Source organism: Methylobacterium sp. WL120 (assembly GCF_008039465.1).
Classification (GTDB): Bacteria; Pseudomonadota; Alphaproteobacteria; order Rhizobiales; family Beijerinckiaceae; genus Methylobacterium; species Methylobacterium cerastii.
The window spans coordinates 1-12460 of sequence record NZ_VRUT01000047.1 but is presented as its reverse complement, the minus strand read 5'-3'; the positions used below and the strand labels follow the sequence as shown (position 1 = coordinate 12460).

14 protein-coding genes and 1 pseudogene are annotated in these 12460 nt (G+C 72.5%); 11 read left to right on the top strand and 4 right to left on the bottom strand.

The features are described from left to right. Positions 1-130: 130 nt before the first annotated feature. The 3 genes and pseudogenes from FV229_RS11130 to FV229_RS11120 all read left to right on the top strand — a co-directional run bounded on the left by FV229_RS11130 (position 131) and on the right by FV229_RS11120 (position 2944). A complete protein-coding gene (locus FV229_RS11130; RefSeq protein WP_147752034.1) occupies positions 131-1876 on the top strand; it encodes a glycosyltransferase family 39 protein in 1746 nt (581 codons plus the stop codon). Further along, positions 1873-2609 (top strand): annotated as a pseudogene (locus FV229_RS11125) (glycosyltransferase family 2 protein). Before FV229_RS11130 ends, FV229_RS11125 begins: the two are co-directional and overlap by 4 nt. After that, positions 2609-2944: a lipid-A-disaccharide synthase N-terminal domain-containing protein gene (locus FV229_RS11120; RefSeq protein WP_147752033.1), complete on the top strand. Its 336-nt coding sequence runs from the start codon at positions 2609-2611 to the stop codon at positions 2942-2944. The pseudogene FV229_RS11125 and the gene FV229_RS11120 overlap by 1 nt, the downstream one beginning before the upstream one ends. A gap of 46 nt (positions 2945-2990) precedes the next feature. Here FV229_RS11120 and FV229_RS28410 read toward each other — a convergent pair whose 3' ends face one another. Continuing rightward, on the bottom strand, positions 2991-3125 hold the full coding sequence (locus tag FV229_RS28410) for a hypothetical protein (RefSeq protein ID WP_281406034.1): 135 nt from the start codon (positions 3123-3125) through the stop codon (positions 2991-2993). A 227-nt stretch (positions 3126-3352) separates the two neighbouring features. On the opposite strand from FV229_RS28410, the gene FV229_RS11115 reads away from it, so the two are divergent. Further along, a complete protein-coding gene (locus FV229_RS11115) occupies positions 3353-3964 on the top strand; it encodes a pyridoxamine 5'-phosphate oxidase family protein (RefSeq protein ID WP_147752032.1) in 612 nt (203 codons plus the stop codon). Positions 3965-3971: 7 nt separating this feature from the next. Here the strand turns inward: FV229_RS11115 and metC are convergent, their stop codons facing one another. Further along, positions 3972-5159, bottom strand: coding sequence for a cystathionine beta-lyase (gene metC, locus FV229_RS11110; RefSeq protein ID WP_147752031.1), 1188 nt, complete (start codon positions 5157-5159; stop codon positions 3972-3974). A 156-nt stretch (positions 5160-5315) separates the two neighbouring features. After that, positions 5316-5489 carry an Rmf/CrpP family protein gene (locus tag FV229_RS27365; RefSeq protein WP_187273697.1) on the bottom strand — a complete coding sequence of 58 codons (174 nt, stop codon included), beginning with the start codon at positions 5487-5489 and terminating at the stop codon, positions 5316-5318. Between the two features lie 84 nt (positions 5490-5573). Here FV229_RS27365 and FV229_RS11100 point away from each other — a divergent pair, with 84 nt between their 5' ends. The 5 genes from FV229_RS11100 (at position 5574) to FV229_RS11080 (ending at position 9880) form a co-directional block, all read left to right on the top strand. Beyond that, on the top strand, positions 5574-5846 hold the full coding sequence (locus tag FV229_RS11100; RefSeq protein WP_147752030.1) for a hypothetical protein: 273 nt from the start codon (positions 5574-5576) through the stop codon (positions 5844-5846). Between the two features lie 112 nt (positions 5847-5958). Beyond that, positions 5959-6861: an EamA family transporter RarD gene (rarD, locus tag FV229_RS11095; RefSeq protein ID WP_147752052.1), complete on the top strand. Its 903-nt coding sequence runs from the start codon at positions 5959-5961 to the stop codon at positions 6859-6861. Positions 6862-6909: 48 nt separating this feature from the next. Continuing rightward, on the top strand, positions 6910-9276 hold the full coding sequence (locus FV229_RS11090) for a PAS domain-containing hybrid sensor histidine kinase/response regulator (protein ID WP_147752029.1): 2367 nt from the start codon (positions 6910-6912) through the stop codon (positions 9274-9276). 105 nt (positions 9277-9381) lie between these two features. Further along, the gene (locus FV229_RS11085) at positions 9382-9588 is read left to right on the top strand and encodes a hypothetical protein (RefSeq protein ID WP_147752028.1); all 207 of its coding nucleotides are present in this window, start codon (positions 9382-9384) and stop codon (positions 9586-9588) included. Between the two features lie 13 nt (positions 9589-9601). Then, complete coding sequence (locus FV229_RS11080) at positions 9602-9880, top strand: hypothetical protein (protein WP_147752027.1); 279 nt, start codon at positions 9602-9604, stop codon at positions 9878-9880. Positions 9881-9905: 25 nt separating this feature from the next. Here the strand turns inward: FV229_RS11080 and FV229_RS11075 are convergent, their stop codons facing one another. After that, entirely contained in the window at positions 9906-10934 is a 1029-nt protein-coding gene (locus FV229_RS11075; RefSeq protein WP_147752026.1) for a P1 family peptidase, read from the bottom strand. 63 nt (positions 10935-10997) lie between these two features. On the opposite strand from FV229_RS11075, the gene FV229_RS11070 reads away from it, so the two are divergent. Together FV229_RS11070 and FV229_RS11065 are read left to right on the top strand one after the other, a co-directional pair. Then, positions 10998-11459, top strand: coding sequence for a GNAT family N-acetyltransferase (locus FV229_RS11070; protein ID WP_147752025.1), 462 nt, complete (start codon positions 10998-11000; stop codon positions 11457-11459). Positions 11460-11575: 116 nt separating this feature from the next. Then, positions 11576-12460: ATP-binding protein (locus FV229_RS11065; protein ID WP_246688144.1), on the top strand; the 885-nt coding region annotated here is incomplete at its 3' end.

Genomic DNA, 12460 nt, shown 5'->3' with positions numbered 1-12460 from the left:
TGACAATCCCGCCCGCATCATCGACACCGCCGCCCGTCTGGGCATCGACCGAACGACGAGGCCGGTTGCCGGTTCCGGAGCCGCGCATGACCGCCTTCTCGGCTTATCCCCTCCCGTCCGCACGGCGCCCATGACCCCCAGCGAAGCCGCGGGGCGACCCGTCCTTGCCGCGCGGCCCGGACCCGGCTTCGCGTTCGGCGACTTCCTCCTGAACACCGTGTCGGCGAGCCATGCGCGGGCCTGCGCGTGGCTCCTCGCGCTCTGCCTCGTCTGCTTCCTGCCCGGCCAGATCTCGCTGCAGCCGATGGACCGGGACGAGCCGCGCTTCGCCCAGGCCTCGAAGCAGATGCTCGAGACCGGCGACGGCGTCGACATCCGCTTCCAGGGCGAGGCCCGCCACAAGAAGCCGGTGGGCATCTACTGGGCGCAGGCCGCCGCGGTGGCGGCGGGCGAAGCGCTCGGCGTGCCCGAGGCGCGGACCGCGATCGCGCTCTACCGCATCCCCTCGCTGCTCGGCGCGACCGCCGCCGTGCTGCTGGCCTATTGGGCGGCGCTCGCCTTCCTCGCCCGCCGCGGCGCCTTCCTCGCCAGCGCCCTGTTCGGCGCCTGCTTGATGCTCGCGGCCGAAGCGCACCTCGCCAAGACCGACGCGCTGCTGACCGCGTGCTCCGTCGCCTCGCTCGGCGCGCTCGCCCGCGCCTGGCTCGGGCGGTCCGGCCCCGGGCCCTCGACCGCAGGCCGGCTCGCCTTCTGGCTCGGGCTGGCCCTCGGCATCCTGGTGAAGGGCCCGATGGTGCCGCTGTTCGTCGGCCTGCCGATGCTGGCGCTGTCGTGGAAGGCGCGCTCCGGCCGCTGGATCCTGTCGCTGCGCCCGTGGTCCGGCCTCGCGATCGTTGCCCTCATCGTCGCGCCGTGGTTCCTGGCGATCGCCTGGCGCAGCGGCGACGCCTTCTTCACCGAAGCCGTCGGCCACGACATGCTGGCCAAGGTCGGCAGCGCCAAAGAGAAGCACTGGGCGCCGCCGGGCACCTACGCGCTGGTGTTCTTCGCGACCTTCTGGCCCGGCGCCGCCTTCGCCGCCCTGGCGATCCCGTTCGCGTGGCGCCGCCGCGGGGACGATGCCGTCGCCTTCCTGCTGGCGTCGATCGTCCCGGCTTGGGCGATGTTCGAGGGGGTGCCGACCAAGCTCCCGCACTACGTCCTGCCGCTGATGCCGATGGTGGCGATCCTCACCGTGCTGGCGCTGCGCGCCGGCGCCCTCGATCCGACGCGGCGCGGCGCGCGCGCGGTGGCGCTGCTCGTGCCGGCGATTCCCGTCGGGTTGACGATCGGCCTCGTCGCGGTCGCGTGGCGCCTCGATCGGGTGCTGCCCGTGCTGTCGCTGCCGCTGCTCGGAACCGCCTGCGCGCTGGCCTGCGCCGCCTGGATGGCCTACGCGCGGGGCGGCCCGGAGCGGGCGATGGTGTTCGCGATCCTCTCCGCCTGCCTGCTCTCGCCCGCGGTACTCGGGCTGGCGCAGACCGAGATCCCGGCGCTGAAGGTCTCGAACCGGCTCGCCGCGATCCGCGACGCGCTGCCGTGCCGGCCGCAGGTCGCGAGCCTCGGCTACCGCGAGCCGAGCCTGGTGTTCCTGATCGGAACGGACCTCTCCACCCCGAACACCGGCGCCGACGCGCTGGCCTTCCTCAACGCCGGCGGCTGCCGCCTGATCTTCGTCGAGCAGCGCTCGGCCGCCGACTTCGCCGACGCGTGGCCCGTCGGCGGCGCCGGGCCGAAGGCGGTCGGGCAGGTGTCCGGTTTCAACATCAACGCCGGCCGCCGGGTCGACCTCACCGCCTACGCGGTGACGCCCGCGGCTCAGACGGTGGCCCCATGAACCCGACCTCCCCCCGCCTCAGCATCGTGGTGCCGGTGAAGAACGAGGCCGGCAACATCGCGGGCCTCGTCGCCGAGATCGAGGCCGCCTGCGCAGGCTTGGCGCCGTTCGAGCTGATCTACGTCGACGACGGCTCCACCGACGCGACGCCGGCCGCGCTCGAGGCCGCGCGGCAGGGCCGCCCGTGGCTGCGCGTGCTGCGCACGCCCGCAGCGGCGGCCAGTCGGCTGCCGTGCGCAGCGGCGTCTCGGCGGCGGCCGGCCCGATCGTCGCGACGCTCGACGGCGACGGCCAGAACGACCCGGCCTTCATCCCCGTCCTGGTGGCGGCGCTCGAGCAGGCGGGCGAGGGAGCCGGCCTCGCTCAAGGGCAGCGCAAGGGCCGCAAGGACGGGCGCTTCAAGATGATCCAATCCCGCATCGCCAACGGCGTGCGGGGCAAGATCCTCAACGATTCCACCCGCGACACCGGCTGCGGCCTCAAGGTCTTCCGCCGCGCGGTCTACCTGCGCCTGCCGTACTTCGACGCCCTGCACCGGTTCATGCCGGCGCTCGTGGTCCGCGAGGGCTTCGCCATCGTGCACCGCGACGTGGTCGACCGGCCGCGCTTCACCGGCGTGTCGAATTACGGGCTGTTCGACCGGCTCTGGGTCGGCCTGCTCGATCTCGCCGGCGTCTGGTGGCTGATCCGCCGCAAGCGGCCGACGCCCGCCGTCACCGAGGTCCGGACCTGATGCTGATCCAGTTGGCGAAAGAGCTGCCGGACTACTTCTACGACGTGTTCGTAACCCGGTTCGACTTCTGGCTGGTCTTCGGCATCGTCGCGCAGCTCGTGTTCGGGTCGCGCTTCATCCTGCAATGGATCGCGAGCGAGCGGGCGGGCCGGAGCGTGATCCCGCTCTCGTTCTGGTTCCTGTCGATCGCCGGCGGGATCATGACCCTGGTCTACGGCTTCGTGCGCCGCGAGCCGGTGATCATCATCGGCCAAGGCCTCTCGACCGGGATCTACCTGCGCAACCTCGCCCTGATCTTCCGCAACCGGCGCGCGGCCGAGACCAAGGCCGGCTGAGCGGGCGCTCCGCTCGAGCCGACCGGTCCCGGGGACCGCTGTGCGATCAGCGCCGCAGGGACGACGGCCGCGGCAGCGTCCACAGGTCGTCGTGGGCGTCGGAGAACCGGGCGAGATGGCGGTCGGCGTAGAGGCAGAGAAAGCCGAGGGCACAGGGCAGCCCGAACAGCATGGCCATCATCCACGGCATATCGTCGACGTCTCTCTGAGAGCGGAAGCGGCGCGACGCTTGCCGACGCGACGCCGATTCGTAACAAATGATAGGGGTGCGTCAAGGCACGCTAGGACACGCCGCCTAGTATTTTCCGATTCGGCGTTGCGCGCGCAACGCGGCGACGCCGCGCTTGATCCGGCGCTGCGCCCGTGTTTCGTCTCGACCCGTCCAACCCCTACGCCGCCCGGAGCCCGATGCCACAGGACGATGCCCGCGACCCGCTCCCGGCGTTCCACGACGACCTGGACGCGGCCTTCGCCGAGCTGTGGCGGCTGCTGGCGGACGGAGTCGCACACGGGCGGAGCGCGTTCCACACGCCGAGCGTCGCGACACTGGACCGTACAGGGCGGCCGCGCAGCCGCACGGTGGTGCTGCGGCAGGCCGACGCCGCCACCGGCATCCTGCGCTTCCACTGCGACCGCCGCTCGGACAAGGCCGCCGAGGTCGCCGCCGGGCGGCATTGCGCCCTCCACGCCTACGATCGCGCCGCCAAGGTCCAGATCCGGATCGAGGGCAGCGCCCACCTCCACCTCGACGACGCCGTGGCCGACGCGGCCTGGGACGGCTCGCGAGCGATGAGCCGGGTCTGCTACGGCATCGCGCCCGCGCCCGGCACCGCGATCGAGGCCGGCGGCGGCTACGCGCTGCCCGACGAAACGGAAGCGCCGCCCGGCCGCCCGAACTTCGCCGCCGTGCTCGTCCGCGCCGAAGCCCTCGACTTCCTCTACCTCGACCGCCGCGGCCACCGCCGCGCCGGCTGGCGGCGCGAAGGGGAGGGGTGGCAGGGCGAATGGCGGGTACCGTGAGGCCGCCTCAGCCCGCTGCCCGCAACCGCGAAAACCCCGCGTCGAGGTCGGCCTTCAGGTCGGCGACGTCCTCGAGCCCGATGTGGAAGCGCAGGGCCGGGCCGCCGGGCGCCCACTGCGTCGCCGTGCGGTAGGGCTTGCAGTCGAAGGGGATCACGAGGCTCTCGAAGCCGCCCCAGGAGAAGCCCATCCCGAACAGCTCCAGGCCGTCGAGCATCGCGGCGAGCGCCGTCTCCGAGACCGGCTTGAGGATGACGCCGAACAGGCCCGACGCGCCGGAGAAGTCGCGTGTCCAGATCGCGTGGCCGGGATCCTCTGGCAGACCCGGATGGAGGACGCGCAGCACCTCCGGCCGCGCCTGAAGCCACCGCGCCATCTCGAGGCCGGCGCGGCCGTGCTCGCGCAGCCGCAGGCTCATCGTGCGCAGGCCGCGGAGCGCCAGGAACATGTCGTCGGGGCCGGCGCAGGGGGCGATCTGGTCGAAGGTCCGCCGCACCGCCGGGAAATGCGCGGCGTTGGCAGAGGTCAGGCCCAGCAGCAGGTCGGAGCCGCCGCTGAGGTACTTGGTCCCGGCCTCGACGGCGATGTCGACGCCGCGCTCGTGGGGCGGGAACAGCAGCGGCGTCGCCCAGGTGTTGTCCATGATGACGGTGCCGCCGCGGGCGTGGACCGCCTCGGCGATCGCCGGCACGTCCTGCATCTCGAAGCTCTGCGAGCCCGGCGCCTCGACGAGCACCGCCTTGGTGTTGTCGCGCATCAGGCCCGCGATGCCGGCGCCGACCAGCGGGTCGTAATAGGTCGTCTCGACGCCGAAGCGGGCGAGCAGCCCGTCGCAGAAGATCCGGGTCGGGCGGTAGGCGGAATCGGCGACGAGCAGGTGGTCGCCGGCCGAGACCGAGGCCATCAGCGCGACGGAAAGCGCGCACAGGCCCGAGGGCGTCGCCACCGTGCCGGCCGCGCCCGCCAACGCGGTCCACGCGTCGGTGAGCGCGTCCATCGTCGGCGTACCGCTGGTGCCGTAATTGTAGCGCCCGCGCCGGTGCACGATGTCGTCGTAGGTCGGGTACAGCACGGTGGAGCCGCGATAGATCGGCGTGTTGACGAACCCGTGCTGCGCCGACGGATCGCGCCCAGCATGGACGAGGCGCGTCGCGACCCCGAACGACTCGGCGGTCTTGGACGAAGGCTTGGACATGGTCGCCATGGGTTCGGGCTGCGATCGGGCGACGAAGCCCGGCATCCCGGCGGAGGTCAAGCGCCCGACTCGGCAGCCCCTTCGTAAGCCCCTTCGCAAGCCCCTTCGCAAGCCCCTTCGCAAGCCCCTTCGCAAGCCCCTTCGTAAGCCTCTTGGTCAACCGGCGTCCGTGACGGTGGCTTCCTCGTAGGCCTGCAGCCAGGCGGTGCGTTCCTCCGAGCCCTCGGCGTAGGGGCAGTCGTCGATCGGCTTGCCGTAGAGGCGGGCGTTGCGGCCCTGGATGAACGGGCTGTCGCTGGCGGTGGCCTGGGCGTTCGCTTCGGGTTTCATGCGATCTCCTGTCGAGTGTCCCTTCGTTAACGGCCTTGGGCCATCCTCGGCTCCGTCGTCGTTCGCGTTGTCGGAACCCGTCGCTTGCGTATCCTGCGTCTCCTCGCCGCCGGCGTCTCGGCCGGCGCCTCGATCCTCGTGATCGGGTTCGTCTGCGCCGACCGGCTGGCCCACACGGCGCCGAGCCCGGTCGCCCGCATCGTCCTGCCCGAACCGTCGGCGACCGGATCGATCCCGGTGCAGCCCAAACCCGTCGCGGCCGTGAAGCCCGCGCCGGCGAAGATCCCGAACGGGTTCGACACCGAGCGCCTGAACGCCCTGATGCGCGGCGACCCGATCCTGCCCTCGAAGCGCTGACGGCGCGGATGGCTGGCCTGCGCCGCCGGACCTGACGGCGGCGGCCGGCACAGGGTAAGGCTCCGGGGCAGGTCCGCAGCGGATGCCGGCGGACGCGATCGGGACGGACACCGTGGGCCTCGTCTACGCGCTCGGCGCCTATCTAAGCTGGGGCCTCGTCGTCCCGGTCCATTTCCGTCTGCTCTCGGGCTTCTCTCCGAGCCACATCCTATCGGTCCGCATCCTGTGGTCGTGCCTGTTCGCGATCCTGCTGGTGCTGCTGTGGCGCAACCGGGTACGCACGCCGTTCCCGCTGCGGCCGCGGCACGCGCTGCTCTTCGCCTCGGCCGGGCTGATCGGCGTGAACTGGCTCCTCTACCTGCAGGCGGTGAACAGCGGCCACCTGCTCGATGCGAGCCTCGGCTACTACATCAACCCGCTGGTCAGCGTGGCGCTCGGCGCGCTTGTCCTGCGCGAGCGGCTGCGCCCGCTGCAACTGGTCGCCGTGGGCGTCGCCGCGGCCGGAGTCGGCATCGCCGTGGTGCTCGCCGGCACGCTGCCCCTGGTGGCGCTCGAACTCGCGATCAGCTTCGCCCTCTACGGGCTGGTGCGGAAGGTGGTGGGCGTCGACCCGGCGGTGGGGTTCCTGGCCGAGACCCTGATCCTGACGCCGGCGGCGCTCGCCTGGGCGCTGTCCTCGCCCGAGCCCGCGCTGCCGTCCGACCCGCGGGACTTTGCGCTGCTGGCGCTGACCGGGGTGACGACGGCGCTGCCGCTGATCTGGTTCGCGGCCGCCGCCGAGCGCCTGCGCCTCGCGACCCTCGGCCTGATGCAGTACATCGCGCCGACCTGCCTGCTGGCCTTGAGCGTCCTCGCCTACGACGAGCACGTGGCACCGCACGCGATCCCGATGTTCGGGCTGATCTGGCTGGCGCTGGCGCTCTACGCCTTCGACCTGCTCCGCGCCGGGCGGGCGGCCCGGGAGCGCGCACCCGGCGAAACCGCCGCGCCGACCCCGCGCGCGATGCGTGTATAACGCGGCCGCGCCCGGCCTTTGCCACGGGAAGCCAGTCCGAGTGTTGCGATGCGTGATCCCGCCGAGCCCGCCACGGTCACCCAGGCCGACTACGAGAACCTCGCCGAGGCGCTGCCGCAGCTCGCCTGGATCGCCACCGCCACGGGCGACATCGTCTGGTACAACCGGCGCTGGTACGACTACACCGGCACGACCCTCGAGACGATGCGCGGCTGGGGCTGGCGTGCGGTCCATCATCCCGACCACGTCGAGGCGGTGACCGAACGCTTCCGCACCGCGATCACCGCGGGCGCGGCATGGGAGGACACCTTCCCCCTGCGCGGCCGGGACGGGAGCTTCCGCTGGTTCCTGTCGCAGGCGATGCCGCACCGGGACGCGGACGGCCGCATCCTGCGCTGGTACGGCACCAACACCGACATCACCCACAAGCAGGAGGCCGAGGACCGGCTGCTGCAATCCGAGGAGCGGTTCCGGGCGCTGGTCGACGCCTCCACCGCCGTCATCTGGAACACCGACGCGGCCGGCGCCCTGCTACCGCCGCAGCCGCGCTGGAGCGCCTATACCGGCCAGTCCGAAGAGGCGTTCCAGGGCTGGGGCTGGATCGACGCGGTCCACCCCGACGACCGGGCGCATGCCGCCGAGGTCTGGGCGGGCTGCATCGAGGCGCGCACGCCCTACGCCGTCGAGTATCGCCTGCGCCGGCACGACGGGCAGTGGCGCGACATGGAGGTGCGCGGCGTGCCGGTGCTGGCCGCCGACGGCGCGTTGCGCGAATGGGTCGGCTCCAACGCCGACGTCACCGAGCGGAAGGAAGCGGAGGCCGAGGTCGAGCGGGCGCGCCAGGCGGCGGAGGCCGCCAACCTCGCCAAGAGCCAGTTCATCGCCAACATGAGCCACGAGCTGCGCACCCCGCTCTCGGCGGTGATCGGCTACTCGGAGATGCTCGGCGAAGAGCTCGAGGATATCGGCCAGGCCGCCCTCCTGCCCGACCTGCGCAAGATCGAGGCGGCGGCCCGCCACCTGCTCTCGCTCATCAACGACGTGCTCGATATCTCGAAGATCGAGGCCGGGCGCATGACCGCCTCGGGCGAAACCTTCGCGGTCGCCGACCTGATCTCGGACGTCTCCGACGCCACCGGCTCGCTCGTCGAGAAGAAGGGCAACCGCTTCGTCCTCGATCTCGCCGACGACCTCGGCACGATGCACCAGGACCAGACCAAGATCCGCCAGTGCCTGCTCAACCTAATCGGCAACGCGGCGAAGTTCACCGAGGGCGGCACGATCACCCTCACGGTCGCACGCCATCGCGAGGCCGGAGCCGACTGGTTCGGATTCTCGGTGACCGACACCGGGATCGGGCTCACCGAGGAGCAGATCGGGCGCCTGTTCGAGCGCTTCGCCCAGGCCGACGAGTCGACCACGCGCCAGTTCGGCGGCACCGGCCTCGGGCTGGCCATCACACGCGCCTTCTGCCGCACCATGGGCGGCGACATCGGCGTGACCAGCGTGCCGGGGGAGGGCTCGACCTTCTCGCTGCGGCTGCCGGCGACGCTCGCGGTGGAGGACGAGGCGCAGGTCGCCGCCGAGCTCGCGATCCCCACCCCGGTGTCCACGCACGAGGAGCACGACGCGGTGCTGCTCGTGGACGACGACCCGGCGGCCCGCGAGCTGCTGCAGCGCTTCCTCGAACGCGAGGGCTTTCGCGTGCGTACCGCCAGCGACGGGCGCGCCGGGCTGACCCTGGCGCGGGCCCTGAAGCCGCGGGCGATCCTGCTCGACGTCGAGATGCCGCGCATGGACGGCTGGGCGGTGCTTCACGCCGTCCGCAACGATCCCGAGCTCGCCGGCATCCCCGTGATCATGACCTCGGTGGTGGCCGAGCAGGGCCTCGGCCAGGCGCTCGGCGCCACCGACTACTTCGTCAAGCCGATCGACTGGGACCGGCTGAAGGGCCTGATGGACCGCTACCGGCCGGAGGGCGTCGAGGCCCGGGTCCTCGTCGTCGACGACGACGCCGACGCCCGCGAGCGCCTGCGCCGGACCCTGGTCCGCGACGGCTGGGGCGTCGACGAGGCCGAGAACGGCCGGGTGGCGTTGGAGCATTTCGAGGCGCAGCGCCCGAACCTGATCCTCCTCGACCTGATGATGCCGGAGATGGACGGGTTCGGGTTCCTCCGGGCGCTGCGGGCGCGGCCGGACGGCGACGTGCCGGTGGTGGTGCTCACCGCCAAGGAGATCACCGACGCCGAACGCCAGAGCCTCCAGGCCCAGGCCGACCGGGTGATCGAGAAGGGCTCCTTGAGCCTCGCCGAGATCGGGCGCCAGCTGCGCGTGCTCTACGCCCGCGAGGCCTCGGCGCCGTTGCCGCAGGGCATGCAGGGGCTGCTCGACGCGCTCGCCGCGCGGGAAGGGTAAAGGGCGCGCGACCATCGGCGCAGGTAGCCCGGCGGGAACCTTCCTCCGGTCCCGCCCCTTGCATTCCCGGCACGCGCTCCGGAAGGCGTGGCCGAGGAGCGCGCCATGAACGCCATCGTCGTCGTCGCCCTGATCTGCGCCTCGTCGGTCCAGGTCCAGGATTGCAGCCGGGAGAACGCCCTCGACGTGGTGACCGGCCCGGCCCACACCCTGCAGGAATGCCTGATCCAGGGTCCCGTGCTGGCTGCCAACGCCGGCCTCGGCAACGCCAAGGACAGCTACGTGAAGACGCGGTGCGAGCCGCGGCGCTAGGAGTCGGACGCAGATGAGCGACGCCGTCGATCCCGAACGGGCCGTGATGATCCGGCTGCGCGCCCGCCTCGCGGTGGTCGAGCGTGCGGCGTGGTTCGGGATGGTCCACGCGATGCGGACCCGGCCCGACGAGGTCGAGGCCTACATCGCGGGCGAGCGCGAAAAATGCGCCGCCGGGTTCGCCGGCCCGAAATGGGCGCGCGACCTCACCGACGCCGAGCGCGCCATGCTCGGCTCCGAGGTCGATGCCGGACTCGCCCAGCTGCTGCAGGACGCCCGCGACGAAGTTTGAGGCTCGCGCTCGCCCTGTTCGGCGTCTAGCCTCGGGTTCCGCCCGCGCCGAACCGGTCCCGCCAAGCCGGAGGGAGGCCGGGCGTCCCGATCCCGTCGAAGCCGGCGGCTGAGAACACGCCGATCGCGATCGCGCGGGCCAGCACCTGTGCCGCCATGTCGCCGAGCCGCGCGAGGTCGCCGACCGGGTCCGCGAGCGGCACCGCCCCCGTCGCGACCGCAAAGACGACATCGCCGTCGAGCGGCGTGTGCACCGGGTGGATCGCCCGTGCGAGGCCGACCTGCGCCGCCACCGCGAGGCGTTTGCACTGCGCCTTGGTCAGCGCCGCATTTGTGGCGACCACCGCCAGCGTCGTCGCGGCGCCGGGAAGGGTGCGGACGGGGAAATCGAGGGCGCCCTCCGGCATCGCGGCGGGCCAGCCGAGGCCGCCGAACTCGGCCCCCCGCTCGAACGGCGCCGCCCAGAAATGCGGGCCGTCACCCACCGTCACCCGGCCGAAGGCGTTCACCGCAGCCAGCGCGCCGACCCGGAAGCCCGTGCCGGGGATGTCGGCCGAGGCCGAGCCGAGGCCGCCCTTCAGGTTGGCCGTGCGGGCGCCGGTGCCGGCCCCGACCGAGCCGAGCGCGACGTCCTCGGAGGCCGCTTGCGCCGCCAGGTAGCCGAGTTCGCGATAGGGCGGATAGCGCCCCCACGCCTTGTCGCCGCCGTTGAGGAGGTCGAACAGGATCGCGCCCGGCACGATCGGCACCCGCATCCCGCCGACGGGAAAGCCGCGCCCGGTCTCGGCGAGCCGCGCGACGACGCCCGCGGCGGCGTCGAGCCCGAAGGCCGAGCCGCCCGACAGCACAATGGCGTCGACGCCCTCCACGGTGCGCTCGGGATCGAGAAGGTCGGTCTCGCGGGTGCCCGGCCCGCCGCCGCGGACGTCCACGGACGCCGTGAACGGCCGGTCGAACATCAGCGCGGTGACGCCGCTGGCGATCCGTGCGTCCGCGGCGTGCCCGACCCGGATGCCGGCGATGTCGGTAATGGCGTTGCGCATGGGCCTGAGCATGCCACGAACGCGGCGGCGCCGCACGGCTTGAGCGGGGAGGCGGGCGGGTGCAGGATCGGCCTCATGCCGCAGGATTTCGTCATCCGCCCCGTCGCCCGCGCCGACCACGCGCAGTGGCTGCCGCTCTGGGAAGGCTACAACCTGTTCTACGAGCGCGTCGGCCCGGCGGCGATCCCGCCCGCGGTGACGCAGGCCAACTGGGACAGATTCTTCGACGCCGACGAGCCGATGCACGCCCTGGTCGCCGAGCGCGCCGGACGGCTGATCGGCCTGACGCACTACCTCTATCACCGCACCACCACGGCCATCGCGCCGTTCTGCTACCTGCAGGACCTGTTCACGACGGAGGAGGCGCGCGGAAGCGGGGCCGGACGTGCGTTGATCGAGGCCGTCTACGCGGACGCCCGCCGCGCCGGCTCACCGCGGGTCTACTGGCAGACCCACGAGACCAACGCGACGGCGATGCGGCTCTACGATCAGGTCGGCGACCGGTCGGGCTTCGTGGTCTACCGCAAGCCGCTCTGACCCTGTGGCCGCGACCCCACGCCTGTGGATGCGCGGCGTCTCCGCCGCATCCAGGGATGCGCTCGCGTGTTAGTGGGGGCCTTCGGAATTTCCCGTGGCGAGCAACCGGAGCGGCGATGGCGTTCGGCATCGAGATGGGGCTCGGGCTCGACGGGCAGGGCATCGGCCAGCCGGCCCGCCTCGACCTGGAGGAGCTCCTCGCCACCCGCCTGCTGGTCCAGGGTAATTCCGGCTCGGGCAAGTCGCACCTGCTGCGCCGCCTGCTGGAGCAGAGCGCCGGCCATGTGCAGCAGGTGGTGATCGACCCCGAGGGCGACTTCGTCACCCTCGCCGAGGCGCACGGCCACCTCGTCGTCGACGGAAGCCACGGCGAAGGCGACTTGCAGGCGATCGCAGCCCGCGTGCGCGCCCACCGCGTGTCGGTGGTGCTCGACCTCGAGAGCCTCGACATGGAGGCGCAGATGCGCGCGGCCGCCGCCTTCCTCGGCGGGCTGTTCGAGGCCGAGCGGGCGCATTGGTACCCCTGCCTCGTCGTCGTCGACGAGGCGCAGATCTTCGCGCCGGCGGCCGCCGGCGACGTCTCCGACGAGGCGCGCAAGATCGCGCTCGGCGCGATGACCAACCTGATGTGCCGCGGGCGCAAGCGGGGCTTGGCCGGCATCATCGCGACGCAGCGCCTGGCTAAACTCGCCAAGAACGTCGCGGCCGAGGCCACCAACTTCCTGATGGGCCGCACCTTCCTCGACATCGACATGGCGCGCGCCGCCGACCTCCTCGGCCTCGACCGGCGCGGCGCCGAGCGCTTCCGCGACCTGGCGCGGGGCGAGTTCGTGGCGCTCGGGCCTGCCCTCAGCCGCCGGCCGCTCGCGCTTCGGATCGGACCGGTGACCACCTCGTCGCGGGCGGCCTCCGCCACGTCCGCCTTCGGGTCGCCCGGCGCCGTTTCGCAGCCGAGTGCCGGCAGGGCGACGATGCGGTTCTTCGAGAAATCCACGCGGCAG